19 protein-coding genes and 1 tRNA gene are annotated in these 21,221 nt (G+C 64.5%); all 20 read right to left on the minus strand.

Going from position 1 to position 21,221, the window contains the following annotated elements; genetic code table 11:
* Positions 1–4: 4 nt before the first annotated feature.
* Positions 5–190 carry a hypothetical protein gene (locus ACRQ5Q_RS22250; protein ID WP_439392321.1) on the minus strand — a complete coding sequence of 62 codons (186 nt, stop codon included), beginning with the start codon at positions 188–190 and terminating at the stop codon, positions 5–7.
* Positions 190–2,823 carry a hypothetical protein gene (locus ACRQ5Q_RS22255; RefSeq protein ID WP_439392322.1) on the minus strand — a complete coding sequence of 878 codons (2,634 nt, stop codon included), beginning with the start codon at positions 2,821–2,823 and terminating at the stop codon, positions 190–192. The genes ACRQ5Q_RS22250 and ACRQ5Q_RS22255 overlap by 1 nt, the downstream gene beginning before the upstream one ends.
* Positions 2,823–6,197 (minus strand): hypothetical protein, encoded by a 3,375-nt coding sequence (locus ACRQ5Q_RS22260; protein ID WP_439392323.1) that lies wholly within the window; start codon positions 6,195–6,197, stop codon positions 2,823–2,825. The genes ACRQ5Q_RS22255 and ACRQ5Q_RS22260 overlap by 1 nt, the downstream gene beginning before the upstream one ends.
* On the minus strand, positions 6,197–6,535 hold the full coding sequence (locus ACRQ5Q_RS22265) for a DUF3307 domain-containing protein (RefSeq protein WP_439399855.1): 339 nt from the start codon (positions 6,533–6,535) through the stop codon (positions 6,197–6,199). The genes ACRQ5Q_RS22260 and ACRQ5Q_RS22265 overlap by 1 nt, the downstream gene beginning before the upstream one ends.
* Before the next feature lie 5 nt (positions 6,536–6,540).
* On the minus strand, positions 6,541–9,660 hold the full coding sequence (locus ACRQ5Q_RS22270) for a lysozyme (protein ID WP_439392324.1): 3,120 nt from the start codon (positions 9,658–9,660) through the stop codon (positions 6,541–6,543).
* A 6-nt stretch (positions 9,661–9,666) separates the two neighbouring features.
* Positions 9,667–10,182: a hypothetical protein gene (locus tag ACRQ5Q_RS22275; protein WP_439392325.1), complete on the minus strand. Its 516-nt coding sequence runs from the start codon at positions 10,180–10,182 to the stop codon at positions 9,667–9,669.
* On the minus strand, positions 10,182–10,637 hold the full coding sequence (locus ACRQ5Q_RS22280) for a hypothetical protein (RefSeq protein WP_439392326.1): 456 nt from the start codon (positions 10,635–10,637) through the stop codon (positions 10,182–10,184). The genes ACRQ5Q_RS22275 and ACRQ5Q_RS22280 overlap by 1 nt, the downstream gene beginning before the upstream one ends.
* Positions 10,634–13,819, minus strand: coding sequence for a hypothetical protein (locus tag ACRQ5Q_RS22285; protein ID WP_439392327.1), 3,186 nt, complete (start codon positions 13,817–13,819; stop codon positions 10,634–10,636). The genes ACRQ5Q_RS22280 and ACRQ5Q_RS22285 overlap by 4 nt, the downstream gene beginning before the upstream one ends.
* A gap of 3 nt (positions 13,820–13,822) precedes the next feature.
* The gene (locus tag ACRQ5Q_RS22290; protein WP_439392328.1) at positions 13,823–14,419 is read right to left on the minus strand and encodes a 3'-5' exonuclease; all 597 of its coding nucleotides are present in this window, start codon (positions 14,417–14,419) and stop codon (positions 13,823–13,825) included.
* On the minus strand, positions 14,419–14,730 hold the full coding sequence (locus tag ACRQ5Q_RS22295) for a Gp49 family protein (RefSeq protein WP_439392329.1): 312 nt from the start codon (positions 14,728–14,730) through the stop codon (positions 14,419–14,421). Before ACRQ5Q_RS22295 ends, ACRQ5Q_RS22290 begins: the two co-directional genes overlap by 1 nt.
* Before the next feature lie 9 nt (positions 14,731–14,739).
* On the minus strand, positions 14,740–15,540 hold the full coding sequence (locus ACRQ5Q_RS22300; RefSeq protein WP_439392330.1) for a hypothetical protein: 801 nt from the start codon (positions 15,538–15,540) through the stop codon (positions 14,740–14,742).
* Positions 15,541–15,543: 3 nt separating this feature from the next.
* Entirely contained in the window at positions 15,544–16,095 is a 552-nt protein-coding gene (locus ACRQ5Q_RS22305) for a hypothetical protein (RefSeq protein WP_439392331.1), read from the minus strand.
* Positions 16,096–16,106: 11 nt separating this feature from the next.
* A complete protein-coding gene (gene gp10, locus ACRQ5Q_RS22310; protein WP_439392332.1) occupies positions 16,107–16,514 on the minus strand; it encodes a capsid staple protein in 408 nt (135 codons plus the stop codon).
* Positions 16,515–16,663: 149 nt separating this feature from the next.
* Entirely contained in the window at positions 16,664–17,032 is a 369-nt protein-coding gene (locus ACRQ5Q_RS22315) for a hypothetical protein (RefSeq protein ID WP_439392333.1), read from the minus strand.
* A 5-nt stretch (positions 17,033–17,037) separates the two neighbouring features.
* A complete protein-coding gene (locus ACRQ5Q_RS22320) occupies positions 17,038–17,220 on the minus strand; it encodes a hypothetical protein (RefSeq protein ID WP_439392334.1) in 183 nt (60 codons plus the stop codon).
* An 11-nt stretch (positions 17,221–17,231) separates the two neighbouring features.
* Positions 17,232–18,470, minus strand: a complete 1,239-nt coding sequence (locus ACRQ5Q_RS22325; RefSeq protein ID WP_439392335.1) for a hypothetical protein — start codon at positions 18,468–18,470, stop codon at positions 17,232–17,234.
* Between the two features lie 77 nt (positions 18,471–18,547).
* Positions 18,548–18,625 (minus strand) — tRNA-Met (locus tag ACRQ5Q_RS22330).
* Positions 18,626–18,659: 34 nt separating this feature from the next.
* Positions 18,660–19,394: a hypothetical protein gene (locus ACRQ5Q_RS22335; protein WP_439392336.1), complete on the minus strand. Its 735-nt coding sequence runs from the start codon at positions 19,392–19,394 to the stop codon at positions 18,660–18,662.
* Between the two features lie 111 nt (positions 19,395–19,505).
* Complete coding sequence (locus tag ACRQ5Q_RS22340) at positions 19,506–20,045, minus strand: hypothetical protein (RefSeq protein WP_439392337.1); 540 nt, start codon at positions 20,043–20,045, stop codon at positions 19,506–19,508.
* A gap of 118 nt (positions 20,046–20,163) precedes the next feature.
* The gene (locus ACRQ5Q_RS22345; protein WP_439392338.1) at positions 20,164–21,201 is read right to left on the minus strand and encodes a major capsid protein; all 1,038 of its coding nucleotides are present in this window, start codon (positions 21,199–21,201) and stop codon (positions 20,164–20,166) included.
* Positions 21,202–21,221 lie beyond the last annotated feature (20 nt).

The raw sequence follows: 21,221 nt of genomic DNA on the forward strand, positions 1-21,221 counted from the left end.
GGGTCTATTCCGTCTCAGGCAGCGCGGGCCGGCGCTGGATGGGATGCATCTGCGGTTTCGCGGTCTGGATCGCCTCCGGCGCGCGGGTCTTCATGTCGCCGGGCAGGAGCTCGGCCGGGGGTGCCGTTCGCGGCGGCGGCGCCTTAGCCTGGCGCGGCGGCGATGCGGGGCGCTTCGGTTCGTCAGCCATCACCGGCTCCACTGCGTCGGCCGCAGCAGGAACTCGATTCCCTGCTTGTCCTTCATGGTCCGCTCCATCCGCTCGAGGTAGCCCGGGTTGAGCCATTCCTGGAGACGATAGGTGATCAGGTAATCGAACCCGAGGCGGGTGTAGATCATGTTCATGCCCGGGATGTTGTTACGCACCATCCGCGTCGCCAGCGCGCCGGTGGCCGCGCCCTTCTTCATGTGCGTCAGGTCGGTCCAGAGCTCCGCGACCTGGTTGACCTGGCCGAGCGTCGGCCCCGCCAGCGTATCCAGTGCGCTCATGCCGAAGCGCGACCATTCCCCGAGCAGGAAATCACCGTAGATCGAGGCCGCGCCGCCCCGCAGGAAACCCGAGATCAGCGCCTGCACCGGCTGGTTTTTCCACTGGGAGCTCGCGTCCTGCCCCTTGGCGGTCTGGTTGAGATAGTTGGCAATGATGCCAAAGAGCGTCGAGCCGACGATCAGCTCACCGAGTCCCGCCATGCGCCCGAGCCCCGTGCGGCCGCCATAGATCTCCGCGCCCCAGGACTTCGTGATCATGGTCGCCGGAAATTGCTTGAACTGCAGCAACAGGCGCAGCGCGACGTTGAGCGGCGAGCCAGCTTGCGTACCCTGGAACAGTATCGCCTTCTCTCGCGCGCCAGGCTCGAGCACGGCGAACTGGCCGCGCTCGGAGAAATACGACCACAGCTTCAGCGCCAGGTCCTGCCGGATACGGTCGTTGGCGCCCTGCGGTAAATGGCCGGCAAGGCGCAGCATGACGCTAGAGGCTTGCTCGCCGACTGAGGCCTTGGATTTGGCATAGGCCTCGACATCTTCATCGGAGAGACGCCGCGCGACGTCGGGCGTCAGGTACGTCTGCCCCTCGATCTCGTTCCACCCTACCGTCTTGAGCAGCTTCCATTCGGCTTCATCAATGCCGAACGCCTGAAGCATGCGGGTTTCGTCGGCACCGAGCTCGCCGAATTCCTTCGCGCGGTTCTTCCCTAGCGCGTAGGCCATCATCCGCTCGGCGTCGGCGCGCTTGTTCTCGGTCATCGCCGTCATGCCGGTCCACTTGAAGAACCAGTTTTCCATCTTGGCCAGCGTGCCGGCGCGGGCGTCGGAGATATCGAACCGCGCAGTGACACCGCGCAGCCGCCCGAGGATCCCTGTGTGCAGGAGATCGGCCACCTCCGCCTTGGCGCTACCCTCGACCCCTTGAAAATAGCCGGAGAACAATGACGTGTTGCGCTCGACGAAGTCGAGCCCGTGGCGCGAGAGCTCGCGGGAGATGGTGGCATTGTCTTGCAGCATCGCAAATGGGGTGAAACCCAGCTTCGAGAGCCGCTGCACGGCCATGACGCCGTTGACGATGCCAGCCCAGGTATTGGCGATCGGCCGGTCGGCCTCGCCCGAGACAACAGCGAACCGGTTCTTCAGCGCGTTCTCGCGCTTGTCGATCGCGAGGCGCTCCGGCTTACCCATCGCCACGTTCTTGGCATAGGCGAGGATCTCCTCGAAATTCTCCTTCGGCTTGGAGCCGAACACCTTCATCAGCGCATAATGATCGGCGCTCTTCATCACCGACTGCAGCCACGCATCGGTCGGGTTGTAGCGACCGAAGCGGCGGTTATAGGCGAGCCAGTCGTCAGCACTCTTCCAGTGCAGTGTGCGCTCCTGGCTGACGTGCTTGGCGACGTTGGTGAACAGCGGCTCACCCGAGACAGTCTCCATATCGAGGTGATCGCCCGTGACGAAGCCGCCATACATCTCGGCAAGGATCTTGTCGGCCTCGTCTGCCTGCCCTCTAAAGGTGCGCTTGACGTCGATGTGGCCCAGCACGGTGGACGCCCAGGCCTCACGGTCGGCTTGCGTAAACCCCTTGTAGAAATAGCCGCGCGGATCAGTCGGCGAGAACGGCCGCGAGGCTCGCCGGATCAGGTCCGGGTCATGCGTCAGGCGGGTCACATAGCCGGAGTAGTTGGTGATCCACGCGCCTTCCGAGTTCAGCGCCTGCACCCGCACATTGTCCCACTTGTGCAGGACCTCGGCGATCTTAAGCGCCGCCTCGTTCTTGGTCATGCCGGGCTTGCCGCGATCGCCCATGTCGAGCTGCCACTTCTCGCGGAAGATGTCATCCTCGATCGCGCGGGAATAGAACACCTTGTCGAGCCCTGAGAACTTCGGATCGTCGCGCCCGATACGCTCGAGGTCCGTCACGACGCCGCCGATCCAGTCCTTCTTGGCGCCGAGGCCAATCGCTGCGGCGGAGAGCTGGTTGCCAGCCCGGCTCTTCGGATCAAACATCGGGACGTTCGTCCCGGTCAGGCGGGCCTCAATCGCCAGCTCGGCGCCGTGCTTGGCCTTCACCGCCGTGTCGACAAAGGTGCGCAGATCACGCAGCTTCAGAGCGTCCTCGCGCGCGTTGCGCTTGGCGATGGCGTTGCCGATGCTGGCTTCCTTCAGCACCTCCTCCGTGGCGCGGCGCAGCGCCTCGGCGCGCGCCATGCCGTCCGACTCGTAGCCCTCAGCGCGGTCGTTGATGTCCTCGAGGTGATCCATCACCTGCGACCGCTTCATGCGGTTGCCGATGATCTCGAGGATCTCGTCGATGCAGTCCTTGCGACCAGCCATCAGCCGCCCCCCCCTTCGAACAGGCACGCCGCGCCGCGCTCGGCGACCGCGTCGAAGTCGGCCTTCTCCCGATCGAGCGTGGCGATGACCTCATCCAGCCGCGCGCGCTCCTGCTCGGGCAGGCGATGCGCGAACATGTCGTAGAGCTCCCTGGCGTAGGCCTCGGCCTTCTGGGCCGCGGTCACGCGCTCGTCGAGCTTGGTTGGAGGCTCGGGAACCTTGGCCGCAGCATTGGAGGCGGCGACGATGTCGGGATCGTTGAAGTCGGGCCGCTGCGCGGCGATGCCGCGCCAGGCGGCTGCCTTGTCTAATTGGGACGGGACCGAGCCTCGATCACCTTCGCCACCATCTCGTGGTTGGCCGCCATCTGCTCGGCCCTCTCCTCGTCCGGGTACCCCGGCTTGCCCGCGTTCGCCCGCAGCTGCTCGGCCATTTTCCGATGCTGCGCCGGGCTCGCCAGGAACGTCCCATCCCGGGATAGCTGTCTCTTGGTCTTGGCTCCGGACACTGTGGCTGGCCTCATAGCGGTCGTGGTCCTCCATGATAGCACGTTCGTAGGCGGCAAGCACGTCGTGTTCGCCCTCCTTCTGGACGATCTCGACGACCCGCTTCTCGAGCGCAGGATCGATCTGCGCGCCCTTCTGGCCGGTAGCCGCCTCGATCTCGTCGTGCAGGGCCGAGACAATCTCGTGCCGCTCGCGCTCGAGGTCAGCCTTCATCTCGGCCTTGGTGGCGTGCTGCTGGTCGAGCTTGTACTGGCGCCGGCCGGCGTTCTCCTCGGCAATTCGGTCGAGCAGATCGTTCGGCGTCAGCCGCGGCGGGGCGCCGGAGACGTCGGTCTCGTCGAAAAGATAGCCGCGGTCCTTGGCGAGCCGTAGGGCGTCGTCTAGCGGCCGCCCATTCTTGCGGATCAGCGCGCCAAAGCCCGGGACGAATGGCCCCCTGGCCGAGCCGAAGATCGCTTCGAGTTCAGGATCGGGACGGAGGCCGCCCTCATGGGCGAGCATTTCGAAAAGGGACCAGGTCTGCGGATCGGCCGCGGCGCGACCGCGGGGCCGCTTCGCTTTCACAGCTTGCGTCCGCTCCGCCTCGCGCTGCTGCAGAAATTCCTCGCGCTTCACCGGCTCGCCGTTCTTGTGGGTGATCTCGATGTCCTTGTCGTCGAAGACGACGAAGTTCCGGGTTGCCTGATCTGAAATCACCTTGTCGAGCGCGGCCTGCGCTTGCTCCCGGGTGTCGAACGCCTCGTTAATGCCCGCACCGTTCACGTGGAATTTTCCGTCCTCGTCGGGCTTGGTAACGTACGCATCGTTGAAATCACGCGACCGCTGGTCGAGATACCTGATGCCGCGGATGCCGGCATCAGAGAGAGCCTTTGAAGCCACGCTCGGACCTTGCGCTCCCCAGCGCTCCCCGTTTTCATCGACATGCTCACCGACACGCTGCGACAGGCGGCTGTACATCGACTTTATGTCGTGCCCCCATTTCGCGGCCGTGCCCGCGATGGATAGATCGGGGTGCTCTAACAGGGCTTTTCGGACATGCTCGCTCTGTTCGGACAGGGGTTTGTCCCAATCGAGGAAATGCTCCGGATTGGACTTGATCTTGACGCGATACATGTTGCCGATCGCATGCACAGCCGCTTTGGTCTCTTCTGAGACGTCGTAGCTCTTCAAGCTCCGGAGCGCCGCGCTGACGGCCTGGTGCGGGTACTCGAAGCCGAGCCAATCGTCTTTCTCCAGCGCCAGCATCAGCCGCTGCTCGCCTGGAGTGAAATCCTTCCAATTATCTTTGACCTCAGCCCACGCATCCTCCGGCCCGAAGCCCTCGTCATAGAGCTCGCGGACCTTGTTGACGAAAGCCTTGTCGCTGACCGTGCGCTGATAACCACGAGCGACCTTTTCGTTCTCGGCAAAGTAGAGCCCGTGCCCGTAGGCTTGCGCCCCCTCACCGGTTCCGATCTTCGACAGGTCGAACCGGTCGAAATCATGCGGCGACCCGTGCCAAGCCTCGAAGCTCTCCGCGATCCGCGGATCGGCGCCCGCTGCGGCCTCGAGCATTTCGCCGGCCTTGGTGGGCTCGCCGTTGACCAGCGCCGCGATCGTCACCCTCATCGCATCCTCGTGCGCGCGGGGCGGGAGATCGTTGATGATGGCGACCGCGGGCGACGGGGAAGAGGTCTGAGCACTCTCGGCAGCGCGAACTGCAGCGAGATCCGTATCGATGACCGTTCGCTCGCCATTAATGACAACCGTTGTCCGGGCGGTATCAGACGCCTCCCCGAATTGGCGCTCCACGCTAGCGACCAGCGCGTCCATTTCCGGACTCGGCTCGACCGGCGCTGGCTTAGGCTCAACTGCCTCGCCCGGCTCGATGCGTCGGAAATGCTGCTCTGCCTGCTCGGACGTGATGCCCTGCTCGGCGATCGCCGATGCCGGCACATGGGTGCCGAACCCCGGCGCCCGCTCCAGCACACCGGGAAACTCGCCGAGGATGTCCCGCGTGATCGACGGCGGTTGTGGCCGCTCGCGTAGATCCTCCCACGGGGTGTGATACTCAAGCGGCTCGCCGAGGTCGTAAGGAAAGAGTGGACGATCGACCCGGCGACGGTATGCATCCGAGATGAAGCCGCCGCCGGCGTGCATCGCGCCGCCGAGCGCCGCGCCGAACATGATGTTGTGCAGCACGTCAGCCATGCCGAAGTCGCGGCCTTCCTGCGTGTGCGCCCACCAGTCGAGCGGCTCGAGCGCAGCCTGGCCAACGGCACCCTGCGCGGCGCCCACACCGGCGCGAACGGCGAGGCGTGCAGAGAGGCTATCGCCGGCAGCGGCCAGCATCTTGCCATACCGCAGCTCGCCCATGACCGGGATGAAGGCGGAGGCCACGTTTATCGGATCGGCCGCGCCGACAAGGAAAGAGGTGCCGACCTGAAGTGCACTGGGGATGAAGCCCTGCGGCCCACGCTCGATCGTGGCCTCGCGCTCGCGGCGCTGCTGCGCATGGCGCATCATCACCTCGAGCTGCGCCGGCGGGATGTCCGGCTGATTCGGAAGCGTGAGGTGCTTCTCAAGCCCCGCCTTCTTCACGCGATCGATCGCCTCGAGCATATCCATTCGGGCCGTGGCCGGCTTGACGGCTTCAGTCAGGTCGACGCCGTCAAAACCCGTCGCAGCGCCCATGGGGTCGACAGCCATCGGCTCCCGCGGCCGCTCGCCCTTGGTATCCGCGATCTCGAAGGCGGTCCCGAGCTGCGACATCGGCGAATCCGCCCAGGCCTCGGAGGCGGTCGCGCCGATCGCGGCGCCGAAGCTCCCGGCGAGCTCGTGGATGCCGCGCTCGGGCGCCATCATGGGGCCATCGGTCACGATCGGCACTAGGCGATCCCCCACATCAGCAGGGCGATCCACAGCAGCTTGCACGCAAGATGGAGGGCCTGGTCGAAGTTGTAGCCGATGCAGTTCCTGCACTTGCTGTAGTCGATGCAGGTATGGGCAACGAACTCAAAACAGGCGAGCAGCCAGGAGCCAGTGATCAGACGGACCGCACCGGCGTGGATTGCGGCGTGACTCAGCAACGCAAGCGGCCAGATCTGTTCGCCTGGCACCAGTGTCAAGGTTGGATTCTTGGCCTTGCTCAGCCAGTCCCCCTGCAAGGGATAGTCGCAGATCGCATGCGCGATCCACATGAAGGCGAGCAATTCCAGGAGCAGCATACTGTTCACGGCTGCGCTCCGGAAAAGCGCGGATCGGCAACGGCGTATGTGCGCTTCGCGATGTCCTGTAACTCCTGCCAGGACACAATCAGCGGCCCACCATCGGCCATGCGGACGGCACGGTCGTTATAGGTGAGCATGAGTCCCTTCTCGTCGGGCGAGGTCACCCATTTGCCGTCGCGGGCATAGGCCGCCGCGGTTTCGCGGGAGAGGTATTCGGGCGAGAGACCGCCCAGCGTGTCGCGCGCCGGCGCAACATCAAAACGCCGCTGGCCGTATCGCTGCGCCTGCTGTTCGTGCAGTGCCTGCGCATAGCTGCTCGAATTGTCCGGCGTGTCGAACTTGCCGAGATGCTTGCCCGTGCGCTTGAAGGTTTCGATCGCCTCCTCATCCGACATGATGCGGCCATCGTCGCTCACGGTCGGGATCAGCGTCTCCTTGCCGTCGATGTTCGCGCCAAGGGAGCGGACGGTCGAGATCGTGCCGTCAGGATTCTTCACCACCGGCCGACGATCGAGATCGATGTTGCCCTTCTCGATGCGGCCTGGCGCCGGCAGGTCGGGCGACGGCGCGCGAGGCGTTCCCATCTCCAGCTTCACGGCGTTGGCGCCAGCCATCACCTGCTTCGGGTCGATGTTCGGGTCCTTAGGTACGCGGTAGCCTTCCTGGAATGTGTATTTGAAGCCGATCATGTCCTCGAAGGCTTTTTCCGCGGCGTCACGCGACGTCATGCCACCGATGACGTATCTCGCGGCGAGCTTCTCGGCCTGCTCGCGGAAATCATTGAAGACACTGATCGCGCCATCCTGCCCTCCCATGGAGCCCGCCAGAGGCTTGAAGGCGTCGAGCACATCCTTCTTGATCGCGGCATTCTTCTCGGTGTCCTGATCCTTCAGAATCTGCGGCAGCGAGAACGGCGCGAGATCGGCGAGCACCTGCGCTGCGTCAGGCTTGATACCGGACCCGATTACGCGCACGACCGGCTGCACCTTATCGGCGAGCTGGCGATAGACTTCCGGCCAGTGCTGCGTTCCCCACAGCTTGGCCTCGGCCTCGATGCCTTGGCTCACCGCGAGCGAGCCGCCGTTGAGCGCGGGATTATTCAGCCGTGCGGCCAGTTGATCGATATAGGCCTGCGGAACGATCTGCACCTTGTCCGCCGGCACACCGAGGCGGAGCTGCTCGGCCCGCATCTTCTCGGCGAACATGCTGGCATAGGCCGTACGCATTTCCGCCGTCGCGGCTTTGTCCGCCATTTGCGTCTGGAACTGCTGGTACATGTTCCTGCCGGCGTCCGTCCGAGTGATCAGGAAATTGGCGGGATCGTCCGCCTTCGCCTTCTCGTTGGCTGCGATCGCCCTGTCGAGCATCGCCAGCCGCTTCTGCTGATCGATGAAGTGATCGCCCGGTTGCGGCTGATGCTTCTGGCGGAGCGCGGCAAGATCGGCGAGAGAAAGCCCGGCCGTGGTGTGCAGATCTGCGCCGAACTGCACACTCTTCTGATATTCCTGCCAGGCATCCTCGCCCTCCTGCACGCCATAGTTCGTGATGAACTGCTCGCGCGAGAGCGGATTTTTCACTTCGCCGGTTGCGAGTGCCTCGGCGGTTGAGTTCTTCACCGTCACGCCGAAGGTCGCCTTCTCCTGCGCGCTCTGCAGGTCCCAGGCTTGATAGATCTTGTTGACGCGGGCAAGCGCGGCGGCCTGCACCTGCGGGCGATTCTGAAGATCCGGGTTATCCAGGATCTTCAGCATCACGTCGCCCTTGTTGGCGTGCGGGATGGTCGCCTCCGTCGGCGAGATATCACCGCGGCCGAACCAGGCGGCCTCACGAGCCCGGCGCTTCGCAAGGCCCTCGTTGGTTTCGCCATCAGCCTTGTTGTACTGGAGGAAGATCTCCTTGGCCTTGGCCATATCACCCGCACGCACCGCATCGCCGAGACCAGACCTTGTCCACTGGTCACCGGCGTTGAAGGTCAGCGACGTGAGCGCAGCGCGCGTGCCAGCGTCAAGGTTCGGATTGACCGTGTCGACAATCTTCGCCGCTTTGCCAATCTCGCGATTGAAGCGAGCATTCGCCTCCTCCGGCGTGATCACCTCGTCCGGCGAGTTCGCGCGGGTGCCATAGCCCACCGCGTGCTGCTTGACGTCCCAATAGGCCTTGGCGCGGTAGCCTTCCGTGTTCTTGATCGCCGCGATGAAATTTTCCGGGATATCGGCGACGACTTCGGGCCGCGCCGCGCCACCGGGTGGACGTCCCATCGCCTCATCGGCGATCCTGGTGCCCGCGATCTGGTTCAGTGGGCCTTTGAGGTAGTTCTGGATTGCCACGCGCGAGGCGGCGTCGATCTTATCCTCCTGCGACTTGTAGAAGTCGAAGGCGCGCTTGACGCTTTGCGGCGAGGCCGAGTCGCTCGAAGCATCGGAGGCGATCTGTTCGACGATCTGCTTGACGTTTCGACCGCGGTTCTTCTGCACCTCGGCCTCGATTGCGGGATCATCATAGCCCTGGCCGTGGAAGAGATTGCGGACCTCGTTGTCGGAATTCCCGAGCGCGTTCTGGACGGTCAGGTCCCCGTCGAGCTGCGGCGCTTGAGATTGCGTCGCCAGCAGCACGGCACGGCTGCCGTAGCTCTGCGCGCTATCTGCAGCGGTCTTGGTCTCCCAGGTCTTGCGCTCGGTTGCGGCGTGGCGAGCGGCCCCGGAGGAGGTGACATCGACGAGACGGCGCCCCTGATCGTCGACCAGCCGAGTCGTGTATGGGTTGCCCGCTTGGCTCTTGGCCTGGTCGTGGATGTCGCGGATCTTCTTGTCGAACTCCGGAAGCGCATCGATCGCAGCCCTGCCCTTAAGCGTCAAAAATTCGGCCTGCGCCTTCGAGGTCTGCTCACTCTGCCAGGAGTGCAGCTCGGCAGCATGGGTCTGCGAATCCAGCTGCTCCTGCGTGGTCAGTGCCTGGAAGCCGGCATCACTTGCGGCCTCGATGCCATGGCCGAGCTGCTCGACGCCATGCGCAATTCCGCCACCGAACATGTCGGGTGAAGTCTGAATGCGCTCGTGCGCACCCGTGCCGCCGACGCTCGGGTTCTGTGTGGGAAACGGGGTGTATTCGAGGGGATGAGCCATTTTGACCTAACCAAACATCGTCTGGTACTTCGACCAGTTTGCGCCGACGCTCGACGCATTCGACAGCAGCGTGCCCGCGCCCGAGAGCCAGCCGGCGGTCACGTCCTGCTCGCTCTGGCTCTTGAGCAGCTCGGACTGCGCCGTATCGGATGTCGCTTCCACCTGCTTGGCATAAGCACGCTTGGACGCATCGGAGCGGACGGTCAGCGCATCCAGCATGCCGAGCTCTTCCGTGCCGGCGCGTACGTCAACGGCCGAGCCTGTATTGACGTCGATGCCGGAGGCACCCTGCCTCGCTTTCTCACTGCCCACCTGCGCGCGGGTCTTCATCTGGCGATTGAACGCCGCCACATCGCCCGCCTGGATTTCCAGCGTGGCATCTTGCTGCGCGATCTTGGCATTGTTGGCCGCGACCTGCGCCTGGTAGGCATCCGATTCCGACTTCGCATAGCCGGACTCGACCGCCCCCACGCCCTGGATCACCGAGCCCGCAATACCAGCAGCGCCGAGCGCAACGCCCATCAGGTCCTCACCATCGTGTAAGTCCGAAACAGCGCGCCCTTCGGCCCGAACGGCCGCGGCTCGGAAAGGGTGAACCCGAGCACGTCGAGAAGCCGGCAGGCTCGCGTGTAGGAGGCCGCGACATGCCCTTCAAGGCGAACTCGGTAGAGCAGCATCTCGCCGACGGCCTGCCGCGCGCAACGGATGAAGGAGACCTTGGCCCGCTCCGCTACCGGCGTCGTCATCAGATAGGGCTCACCGATGTCGGCGAGCAGCGCTCCGCATAACCCGCTCATCGCGGCAAGCTCTCCGTCAACGTAGTAGGACCGGCGCAGAATTGCGTCGCGGTAGGAGCGCCGGATAGCGATCGTTGCGTCCAGCCCGAGTGCCTCGACTTCCGCGGCGTCCTCGGCGCGCAGGTTCGCTGCGAGCTTGTAGACGTCGCCGACCTCAGAGGGACGCACGTCGACAATCATCGGTCGCCTACCTCGACCTTCGGCATGAAGGCCAGAATGTTCATGGGCAGTGGGAGGAGCTGCTGTGCGCAGACCATGCCTGGCGCTGCCTCGAAGCCGTTCCAGTTCTGCCAGTCGTCAGCGATCGGCGTGAACTTGTCGCCCGTGAACAGCGGCAACGCCGCGTCGGGCACGTTCTGCCGCGGCAGCCAATCGAGGTCCGAAAGGTTCGACCAGGCGATCTCCTCGAAGAAATCGAGCGTCGAGGGCACGGGCTGGTTCGCACCGATCTGAATGCCGCGCGTCTTCTCCATGCGGATGCCCACGCCCGAGATGACCTTGCGGTCGCCCTGCACCGTGCCCGCCTGCGGGATCTCGACGGGCATGGCCTGCAGCTGCGCGATGAATGGCAAGCCGACCACGACGCTCGAGGCCGGGTTGTCCAACGTGATCTGCCCGTTCTCGACCGTCACCGGCGGGATCACGACGCCGTCGGCAAGGCCGGTCACGGTCATACCCTCGAGGTGGCCAAGGTTGGAGATCACCGCTACGGGCTGGGTGATGGTCCACTTGCCGGATGGCGCAGGGATAGGCAGCCGGTGGGGGTCGTTCGGCATCACGTTGATGATCGGCACGGTAACTGCGGCCGTCAGCGACGTGGGCGATTGCACGCTCTGCACCGTCGCCTGGCCGCCGCCGATCCGGATCACCGCGCCGACATCGTCAGCTGCGAACACCGCAGCGGAGGCCTCGAAGGTCACGTTCTGGGAGACTAGCAGCACCAGCGTGCCACCAGCGCCGGTTGCGTCCACGATCTTCGCATAGGTCGAAGGCGAGTAGTCCTCCCCCTGCGAAACGATATCGAAAGCCGTGATTACGCCAGCGGCCGCGGTCAGCGTGATGACAGCACCCGAGCCAAGCCCCAGGGGATCGATGACCTGCACCACGGGCGCTGTATAGCCCTGCCCGCCATTGGCAAGATAAGCGCCCGAGATGTCGCCAGGCCCTTCGGCTGCCGACGCCGTCAGGGCCGCATCCGGCGCCGGCTGGGCAAGTGTCAGATGCGCATCCACACAGCGCGGATCCTCCGGCCCGAACCACAGCCGGTTATCCATCCGTTCGATGTAATAGGCCCATTGCCCGACGCCGCGGATGTAGCGCTTGACCACGAAGTAAGGCGCGTCGACCGGCGGTTCGGTCGCGGAAGCCACACCCTCGACCAGACCGTTGGTGTCATGCCGGGACCAGCCCTGGAGCTCCTGCTTCTTGTCATAGGTGAGCGACAGGAAGCGGCCGTCGTCGCGATAAGCCCAGACGATCTTCCAGGGCACCTGTGCCCAGGCCCAGCCGAGAATCTCGTAGCCGTCAAACAGGTGGTTCGACAGGATCGAGATGTCGTCGCCGGCGTAGATGTTGTTGATGAAATTGTACTGGATGTCGCGGATCACGTAGCCCAGCGACTGATTGAACAGGATGTCGTAGCCAATCTTCAGCGGCGGCACGGTCGGCGCGAAGCCTATGGTTTCCTGCGGCTGCGCGCTCTGCGACGACGGCGTCCAGGCCGAGCCTGCACCGCCAGCACCCGAGACCTGCCAGGCATCGAGCCCCGTGGCCACAATCAGGCCGCCAGGCATCGGCTGTAGCGCCTGGACGCCGTTGACCTGCTGGCCCCAGGGTGTTGCGATGATCGCGTCGCTATCAATCGGGGGCACCGACGAATCCATGTTGGTGTAGGAGCCGGTCTGCGAGCCGAAGAGCGTATCCGGGTTGTTGATCGTCGCGGCATAGAGCCGGCGCGACTGGAAATAGCCGGGCACGCTCGGATAGGTGCCGCTCTGTGCCCCGACATTGAGCGTATAGTTCGCCCCGGCCCCGCCGCCGGAGTCTGCAATCACGATGGCATCGCCGGCCTTGTAGTCCTGCCCGGCAGTCTTGACGATGATCGCAACCACGGCGCCACCCACAACAACTGGCGCCAGCGTGGCGCCAGTGCCAGTCGCGCTGATGATCGTCGCCGTGGTTGTCGCCTGCACATACGCCGCACCCGTTGCGACAGCCGTGCACGAGACCACTTGCCCGCGCGCGAACGGGTTGTTGTGCTGCGGCGGCGTTTTGGCCTGGTCGGCGACGATGTTGGTGTTGACGAACTGGGTACCATAGGCCTGGCCGATATAGCCGAAGCTCACTCCGACCGGCACCGGCGCGTCGTAGGAGGGCGGCGCCTGGTAGACATTGTAGTAGGCCGCATTCGCCACCGCATCCCAGGTGATCGTGTGCGAGCCCGCGACCGCCGATATGTCGTCAGAGTTGGTAATGTACGCGACGCTGGAGGCAACGCTTTCATCACCCGTCGTCGCGTCGATCGCGGTCACGACATAGGCGTACTGGGTGGCGGTTGTCGGCGCCGCGCCGTTGTACACGGCAGCCACACCCGTCGGCGCCGCGATCGAGGACGCGAACGTCGTCTGCTCGAAGTTCCAGTTATTAGCGGCCAGGCGCTGCAGGTCGATGGGCGGGTATTCCGTCCCGTCCTCCTGATTGACGCAGCACAGTGTCATCACGTCGGCGGACTGCACCACCTTGAGATACTTCAGATCCTTCAGCGCATAAGGCGAAGAGAAGGTCGTGTAGATCTTCGAGATGGTGCCACCGGCAGCATAGGCGTCATAGGCCAGCGAATTGACCGGTATCCCAAATATATTCTGCAGGCTGATGAAATCAGGAACCGCGTTCGCCACGATGAAGGTCGTGGAGTCGAGCTGGGCCATCCCCTGCACGCCGTCGACGAAGGCCCAGTCACCGTTGTTGAAGGTGTGACCTGGAACGTGCAGCACGCAGGGATTGGCCTGCGTCGCGCCCGTAATCGGAACTGTGGTGTCGAGCACATAGGCGCCGTTGACCACGACGCGCATGTAGGTGCGCCCGGTAGCGTCGGCGCCGAACTCCAGAAGGTAGCTCTGGAAGATGTTGAACTGAAACCGCACCAGCTTCGGCGGCAATGAGGACGGGCTTGCCGGCGTCAGCGACTTGCCGCACCACAGAAGCCCGCCGCGCGAGGAGGCCGGCCCGCGATAGGACACGAAGCAGTTGCGGTACACGGAGGCACCGATATTCCACTTCGCAAAGTCCGTCCGGCCCCAGATCGACGGCGACAGCTCGCCGGCGGCATAGGACGGTTTGATCAGCGAGACGGGCTCAGGCATTGTCTAAGCGGCGGCCGTTCCAGACGGCGCCGGAAGACGCCCATGCTGCTTCAGCCAGCGCAGCAGGTCGAGCGCATCGAGCGCGTCATGCAGCGCACCGTGGGCGCCGGAGGGGTCGCGGTTCAGGCAGTGTCGCACGGCTTCCGCAAGCTTTGGCCACTTGTAGCCGCGACCGTTTACCTTCGGGATACAACAGAAATCCGTGAGTGCCCGCATGGTGCAGATGGTGCGGGTCCGGCCCTTGAAGTCAGCCATGCCAGCCCGCCGGAGCTCGCCGCGCATGATCTTGGCGTCGTAGTCGACGTTGTGACCGACGATGATGCGCCCCCCCAGAACCTCGCCGGCATAGCGTACCAGCACCTGGTCGACGGGCACGCCGTGTGTCTCGAGGAGCTGCTGCGACAGGCCGTTGATGCGCTGGGCATCCGCAGACATCTGCCAGCCATCGGGGCGCACGAGCACCTGCGTGGCGCAGATCAGGTTGCAGTCCTCATCGGCCGCGAGCATGGCAAACGACGCCAGGCGCGGCTGGCCATCGGCATCGGCCGGCTGCGAGAAGTCGAACAGGCCGGTCGTTTCGGTATCGATGATTGTGTACATCAGCGCGTGTGCCGTTCGTACAGGCGCTGCTGCAGGAGATAGCCTTCCAGCGGCCAGATTTGATCGACGGCCTTCCTGCGCGAGACCTGCTTCCCGATCTCCTCGTCGAAGTTCTCTTTGCTGACCGCGGAGGCCTCGCCGCGGACCGTAAAGCCATTGGTCAGCGTGAGTTCGCACACCATGCATTTGCCGCTCGGCAGCACGGTATAGGTTTCGCCGACGATCACTGCGGCGATCGCCTCCGGCGTGAGCCGCGGCGCCGACAGGCCCTTGGCCTGAATCTGTTTCTCGATGTCCTGGTCGAACGACATTTGATCTCCTCAGTAGCTCACGCCATCAGGGCCGGCCCAGCCATCCCAGCTGGCCATGTAGCCGCCCTGCGGCAGATTCCAGCCGAACAGGCCAGAGCCCGTGTTGCGCACCTGTATCCAGTCGGGGATGATGTCCATCTGAGTGATGCCTTCATTCCCGTCGGAATCGCGCGCGGCTTTGATCAGGTTGGCGGCTATCGCGATCTGCACCTTCTGGCGATCGAGCGATCCAGAGATCGGCGCGCAGCCCCATGCGCCCAGCGCGCCAACCACCGCGTTCTGCAAGCTCGGATCCCAGAGATCGACATTGGCGATGCGCGCCGTGTAGACCGCCTCAACATTCGGCGCGTTGGTCAGGATCACGCGGATCTGGTTGCCCTGCTCGTCGACATCGACCGCCGGCACGAACGGCATCGACGAGTTGACGCTCGGCATGAAGTTGACGCCGACATTGGTCATCAGCGGCGCCTGGTTCGCAGGCAGGCTTGGCTTCGGGATGACGAAGCGGACCTTCAGGCAGTCGTTCGGATAGCCGTACTCATAGCGCCAGGGGATCGGCGGCGCCGGCAGCGCGCCGGAGGGGTTCTCCGGCGTGCCGACGGCGGCCTTGAGCAGCGTCAGCCCCGCTTGCTTGCGCGCGCAGTTCCAGTGCGCGGCGCGAAACACCGCGTCGACCTGCAGCTGGTAGAGACTCGCCATCGTCGTCGCCGCAACGTTGCTCGACGGCGACGGAGGATCGAGCCCCGTAATCTGCGTGCGCGCAACAATCTGGCCAAGGGCCAGATTGCAGAGCGAGACCGGATCAGCCATCGACTATTCGGCCGCGGGCTTCGTCTCGGCCGCAGTCTGCGGCTCTTTAGGAGCCGCCTGCTCCGCTTCAAGCTTCTCGGCCTCGACAGCCTTGGCCTTCTCGGCTTCCGCGGCGCGCTGGGCCTCGATCGCCTTCTGCACCTCGTCAGGTGTGCTGCGCGCAGCATAGCCGACGGGCGGATAGTTCTCGGCCCGGTAGCCGGCTGCGACGAATTCCTCGATGGTCGGGCCGAGCGGGACCTTGTCATCTTCGGCGGCCTTGGCCTGCTCGGCATCGCGCGCGGCGCAGGCTTCGGCATGCGCATCGGCCTGTTCTGCCGCCTTGGCCTCCGCTTCGTCGAGCGCCTGGTTGTGCTCCTCGGAGATCTCGACATAGAGCGGCTCGTCGACGAGCTTCTCCCGCTGGCCGAGATGGTCGGCGATGTTCACATCAGGCCGGGCCGAAACCGTGCGATGCGGACCCTGCTCGCCCTCCTCCAGCGTGAACACATAGCCTGGTTCGCGCACTTCGCCGTGCATCTGGGCACGTGCGATCAACCGGTAACGCTTGGTCATGATGTCCTCCGTTATTCGCCGTCGTTGTCAGTGTCGGCGTCCATTCCGGGATAGAAGCGCTTGCGCCGCGCCTTGGAGCGCTCGACCTGCTCCTCGGCGCTGTCGCCCGGAGCTATGCCCATGTCCGTGATCTGGAGCTCGATGCGGCAGCACTGTTCGGTCTTGCCGTCCGTGGTCTCGCGCTCATTCAACGAGGCGTTCGTGACCTTGGCCTCCGCAATGAACTGGATCACGTCGCCAATAACCGGGAGGTCTCCGTCGAGCCCGAGCTTTTTCAGAGACTGGTCCTCGAGCGAAATGGAAAGGCCCCACGGATATTTCGGGCCGGTAAACTTCGCGGGCGCAACGCTCGGCGCATCCGCCATCGATTCCTTCACCTCTTCAGGCGTATTGGCCATGCTGACCATCTTGGCGAACATGCGAGGATCTCCGTTGAATTGAAGTGACGGCTTCTTCCGATTACGCGTTTGAAGGGCCAGCGACTGCCCTGCCCGCCGCGAAGCATCGAAAGCGTGTTGGCCCAACCGGCCGTCTCTCGGACCTGGGAGGAGACGCGGGCAGCCTGAACTCAGACCTGCGCGGAATTGTCGGTCACGGCCGGCGGCGTGCCAGGGGCAGCGCCCTGCACGGGCGAGGCGGCTGCCGGCGCACCCGTCGCCGCACCCTCACCCGCGGCCATCTCGGCCGCGTGGCGCTTGGCCATCGCAGCCATTTCTTCCTCGTGGCTGTCGGTCAGCGCCTTGCGCGCCTGGGCGTGACGGTCGTGGGCCTCGGAGTGCTCGCGCGCATGACGCTCGGCCGTGCTCTCGGGCTTCTTCTCACCCTCGCCGCCCTCCTTGCCGGATTTGCCGTCTTTGGCCTTATCCGATTTGTGCTCGGACTTCTTGCCCTTCTTCTTCTCGTGGTCGTACCAATCGCGCTTCTTGGCTTCAGCCATGGTCGTCAGTCCTTCTTGCCGTACCAGCGCTCGGAGCGCGATTTGACCGGTTTGCCGTCTTTTACCTTTGCAGGCAGCTTGCCGCCCGGATCAGCCTTGGCGAACTCGCGCGCGGCCTTGCCCTCAGCACCCTTCTTGTTGCGGTTGGCAAAGGCCCAGCGGCGTTGCGCCTGGCTGACGGGCGGCATGGCTGCGAGCCTTACAGCTCGGCGCTAATGACGATCTTGCCACCGCCACCGGCGCCCGCGAGGCCACAGCCTTGGCCCGCCGTGCCCGCCGAGCTGAGGGTGGCAACCAGGTTCATGTTAGTGGGCACATGCGCACCGTCGACAGCAAGGAAAGGCGTCGCCAGCACGCTCGAGGTATTGAGGTTCTGCGCAACCCACGTGGTGCCCGACAGTGCTGAACCGGCGAAGGTGACAGAGGGCGCAGCACGCATCGTGTCCGGGAAGGCCAGCGTGACCTTGCAGGTCGTAGTGGTGGCAAGCCAGCCGGTCGCAACGCGCACGCCCGTGGCCGGCTCGTTGATGACGAGCAGATAGCGCTGCGCCATCAACAGCTCGATCGAAGCAGGGCGATGTTCGAACCCGCCGGCAACGCCGGTATCGTTGACCTCGCACTGAATGCCAGTCACCTCGATCCAGTCGTTCGCGCCCGCCGTGCCGGAGGGTGTCCAGGCCATCTTGAAGCCGACCTGGCTGACGTTGGTCGAGGCCACCTGCGCCGGAACGGCGAACGGCATCGAGTAACGGGTCCAGGTCGAGGTCGGGGTGAAGGTGTTGGTCACCGCAGTGTAGTTGGCCCAGGAGCCGGAGGCAAAGTTCGTCGCCGTATCGTCCGTGCCCGTGCCGTAACCGATGGTCGCGGTCACCGCACCGCCGGAGTAGTTAGCGCCGGTCTTGGCCCACAGCTCACAATAGGCGGTGTGGCCCGAGAAGCGGTAGGAGTTCGAACTCTCCAGCACCTGCCCCATCGAGATCGCGGCCGTATTGGCATTGCCGGATTTGCGCTGGAAGCGCAATGAGGCGCCGTAATTGCCCGTGATGTCATTGGCACCGGTCTGCTTCGACCAGTTAATCGCGCTCGATGCACCGCCGACGAACCACCACTGGTCGGGACCATAGGTCACCGTGTTGGCGATATCGGCTGCCTGCGACGTACCGCGCTGGAAGGGGTTGGTCGTGAAGTCGCCACCGACCAGAGCGTTGCGGAAGCCGGCAGATCCGGCGCCGCGGGAAAAGCCGGCGACCTGGTTGGTCGTCGCAAAACAGGACACTGTGCAGGGATAGTTGACGTCGAGCTGCTCGGTCCCGGACAGCGTCGGAAGCTGCAGCATGCCGGTCTGGGCGGCTGCAGAGCCAAGCGTGCCGATCAGCACGGCGCCAACCAGCAGCGCCGCAGCAGCGAAGGAAAAGCGAGAGAACTTCTGTCGTGCCATTGCGGCGCTCCCGATGGAGTGAAAAGAGGCTATCGACCCAGAAACGACAAAGCCGCCCGGAGGCGGCTTTGCGATGCTGGTTGCAGGGGTCGGATTCGAACCGACGGCGCTCAAGGTTATGAGCCTTGCGAGCTACCGGGCTGCTCCACCCTGCAAAGCCCCATATATAAAGACTGGAACGTACAGTGATCAGCGGCCCGGAGGTGGGCCACCGAGCGGCGCGCCCTTCGGCTGGGCCTTGCGCACGCCGGCTCCGGGTCCGGTCACCTGCGACGTTGCGCGGGTCATGCCGGGGCCGAGCTGCGAGAGGTCACTCATCCTGGCGTTCAGCACCGGCGGCGCCTTGCCGCCCGACTGCGGCGCGAAGTTACGGCCGATATCACCGGCGCGCAGGTCCCTCGCGTTCTTGCCCTCGCGCTTCAGCCGCAGGCCTTCGGCAACGAGGATCGTGGTGCGCTGTGCCTGGCTCGGGCTCATGTCCTTCACGCGCGGGTCTCGCGCGAGGATCTGAGCCGCCTCGGACATATCCCCGATATCGATGTAAACCTTGTTCTGAGGCAGGCTCTCCAACCACTTGCAGTAGTTGACAGCCGCGGCACGGTTCAACGGACGCATGTGCTCATTCGGCGGCGTGTGGATCACGATCGTGGCACCCTCCTGATACCAGGTGCCGTGCATGCCCTGCCCATAGAAGCCATCGGCGAGGAGCTCGTAGCAGGGCTCCTGCTCCTGCAGGATCTGGTTCGACTCGGGGTCGCGCATCGAGAAGGTGCGGTCCATGTCCGAGAAGCCGTACTTGGCGAGCAGCGCCTTGTCATCGAGCGCCACACCAACGCCGCCAGCAGTGACGCTGCCGAGCGCGTCAGCCACAACTTCAGCCATCACAACCGGGAGATCCCGGACGTCGTCTTTTGCCTCGCTCATTGAGCGCTCCTTCGTTTCAGTTCGTCAATCTCTACAAACAGAAAGCCCCGAGCGGTTTCCCGCTCGGGGCTTTTGGCCCGGCATCCGCACGGACGCCGACGACCGGTCAGCTCAGTAATTGCTGGGATACTGGCCCAGGGTGTCCTGCGCGGAATTCGAGCCGATGTTGATGTAGCTCGTCAGCGTCAGGTTCGTGAAGTTCGCGCCCGCCACGACGTAGTTCAGCGCGATGAAACGCGGCAGGGCGGCCCGGGTCTCACGACGCGGCAGGTCAAGGGTACCGAGCCGCGAGGACGCCAGCACGGAGGCCAGCGGGATCGCACCGGTCTGCGCATAAACCTTGTACGCCACACCCGAAGTGTTGCCCGTACCGGCGTCAGGTGCACCCTGGGCCTGGATGGTCAGCGAGGTCGCGGCGCCAGGATTGCCGGCGCCGGAGAACACTTCGATCTGCGGCGTGCCCTTGCTTCGGCCGAGGCCGAGGTCCTCGCCGAATACGGAGGCGTTGCCGATGATGGAATTGGTCGAATAGGCCCCGGTCGCAACCGCCAGCGTGTTGCCCGTGAGCAGGTCGTAGGCGTTGGTCGACTGCGCGGTCGCGGTCACGGCCTGCGCGCTCGACAACACCAGGTTCTGGTCCTGAAGTGCCATGGTGATGGTGTCCTTAGAATGAAATGGGATGATCAGCGGGACCAACCCCGAGCACGTGCCTAGCGGCAGAGGCCGTTTACGCGTGCCTGGCGACAGAGGAGCCCGGGGTTAGCACTCGTCAAACAACGCGCGACTCCGTGTTGAGCATCGAGTCCTGCACGCCGATCGGCACGTTGCGCCAGTTGACGATCGGGCGTCCCGCGTAGTCGGTCGGCGACAGCAGCACGTTCTTGTCGCGGATCGCCTGCACGTCCATCGCGGCGCGCACGGTACGGTCGCAGTACATCTTCAGGCGGATCGACGGCGCCATCTTGTTCGGCGCGTCGGTCTTGGTGATGCCCGAGATGGTGCGTCCGGCGGTCGGCAGACGGACGATCGCGCGCGACAGGATGGCGAAGATGTCCGGCGGCGTCGGGCCGAGCAGGCCTGCGGTCGTAGTGTCGATGTTGCAGAGGCGGACGGTATAGCGCCAGTCCTCCACCACCAGACCCATCTGCCACTGGAACAGCGAGGTGTAGGCCTCGAAGCGCTGGTTGTTCGAGTCGAAGCCAGGAACGACGTCGCCCTTGTCATCGAACACGAGACCACCCTTGGAGCCCTTCGGGTAGATGCCGTAGGCCGTGGTGTCACCCCAGCCAATCAGCCAGATCGAGGCGTTGGAGTTGCCCGTGCCGCCGCAATCGAAGACGTTGACGGCGTTCTGCGCGGTTGCGGTCGAGACCGTGTTGAAGAACGGCGACCAGCCCGTGAACTGCTCCGGCGAGGTCCAGCTGTTGCCGTAGACCAGCGTGGTCGACTGCTGCTGGGACAGGCCCTCCATGTGGGCCACGTCTTCCTTCTCGCGCTGCACGCTCTCCTGGCCGCCGAGCTTGCACAGCTCCTTGTCAACCTGAGAGTAGTCGCGCAGCAGCGACATGCCGAACTCGAGCTGTGCCGCGTTCGACTTCGAGTAGGGCGTGCCCTGGTAGTAGCGGATGTAGCTACCCTTGGGCAGCGAGGTCCGGACCGTTGTGACGTGGGAGGTGAGACCATTGGCCTCCACCATCGGCATGTCGTCGATCATCTCGTTGCACTGAGACAGCAGTTCCGCCATGTCGGCGATTTTGCCGTCGGGATCAAAGCGGCGCCCGATGTCGGCAAGCGTCAGAAAAGCCATGTGGATCGACTCCAGTTGGC

It is taken from the genome of Bradyrhizobium sp. PMVTL-01, assembly GCF_051861855.1.
GTDB lineage: Bacteria > Pseudomonadota > Alphaproteobacteria > Rhizobiales > Xanthobacteraceae > Bradyrhizobium.

Bases quoted from the DNA above. Each gene is read 5' to 3' on its own strand.
- ACRQ5Q_RS22290 (WP_439392328.1), bottom strand. From the start codon at position 14,419: ATGTACACAATCATCGATACCGAAACGACCGGCCTGTTCGACTTCTCG.
- ACRQ5Q_RS22315 (WP_439392333.1), bottom strand. From the start codon at position 17,032: ATGGCTGAAGCCAAGAAGCGCGATTGGTACGACCACGAGAAGAAGAAG.
- ACRQ5Q_RS22275 (WP_439392325.1), bottom strand. From the start codon at position 10,182: ATGGGCGTTGCGCTCGGCGCTGCTGGTATTGCGGGCTCGGTGATCCAG.
- ACRQ5Q_RS22285 (WP_439392327.1), bottom strand. From the start codon at position 13,819: ATGCCTGAGCCCGTCTCGCTGATCAAACCGTCCTATGCCGCCGGCGAG.
- gp10 (WP_439392332.1), bottom strand. From the start codon at position 16,514: ATGTTCGCCAAGATGGTCAGCATGGCCAATACGCCTGAAGAGGTGAAG.
- ACRQ5Q_RS22335 (WP_439392336.1), bottom strand. From the start codon at position 19,394: ATGAGCGAGGCAAAAGACGACGTCCGGGATCTCCCGGTTGTGATGGCT.
- ACRQ5Q_RS22300 (WP_439392330.1), bottom strand. From the start codon at position 15,540: ATGGCTGATCCGGTCTCGCTCTGCAATCTGGCCCTTGGCCAGATTGTT.
- ACRQ5Q_RS22255 (WP_439392322.1), bottom strand. From the start codon at position 2,823: ATGGCTGGTCGCAAGGACTGCATCGACGAGATCCTCGAGATCATCGGC.
- ACRQ5Q_RS22295 (WP_439392329.1), bottom strand. From the start codon at position 14,730: ATGTCGTTCGACCAGGACATCGAGAAACAGATTCAGGCCAAGGGCCTG.
- ACRQ5Q_RS22250 (WP_439392321.1), bottom strand. From the start codon at position 190: ATGGCTGACGAACCGAAGCGCCCCGCATCGCCGCCGCGCCAGGCTAAG.
- ACRQ5Q_RS22305 (WP_439392331.1), bottom strand. From the start codon at position 16,095: ATGACCAAGCGTTACCGGTTGATCGCACGTGCCCAGATGCACGGCGAA.
- ACRQ5Q_RS22325 (WP_439392335.1), bottom strand. From the start codon at position 18,470: ATGGCACGACAGAAGTTCTCTCGCTTTTCCTTCGCTGCTGCGGCGCTG.
- ACRQ5Q_RS22270 (WP_439392324.1), bottom strand. From the start codon at position 9,660: ATGGCTCATCCCCTCGAATACACCCCGTTTCCCACACAGAACCCGAGC.
- ACRQ5Q_RS22265 (WP_439399855.1), bottom strand. From the start codon at position 6,535: ATGCTGCTCCTGGAATTGCTCGCCTTCATGTGGATCGCGCATGCGATC.
- ACRQ5Q_RS22340 (WP_439392337.1), bottom strand. From the start codon at position 20,045: ATGGCACTTCAGGACCAGAACCTGGTGTTGTCGAGCGCGCAGGCCGTG.
- ACRQ5Q_RS22345 (WP_439392338.1), bottom strand. From the start codon at position 21,201: ATGGCTTTTCTGACGCTTGCCGACATCGGGCGCCGCTTTGATCCCGAC.
- ACRQ5Q_RS22280 (WP_439392326.1), bottom strand. From the start codon at position 10,637: ATGATTGTCGACGTGCGTCCCTCTGAGGTCGGCGACGTCTACAAGCTC.
- ACRQ5Q_RS22320 (WP_439392334.1), bottom strand. From the start codon at position 17,220: ATGCCGCCCGTCAGCCAGGCGCAACGCCGCTGGGCCTTTGCCAACCGC.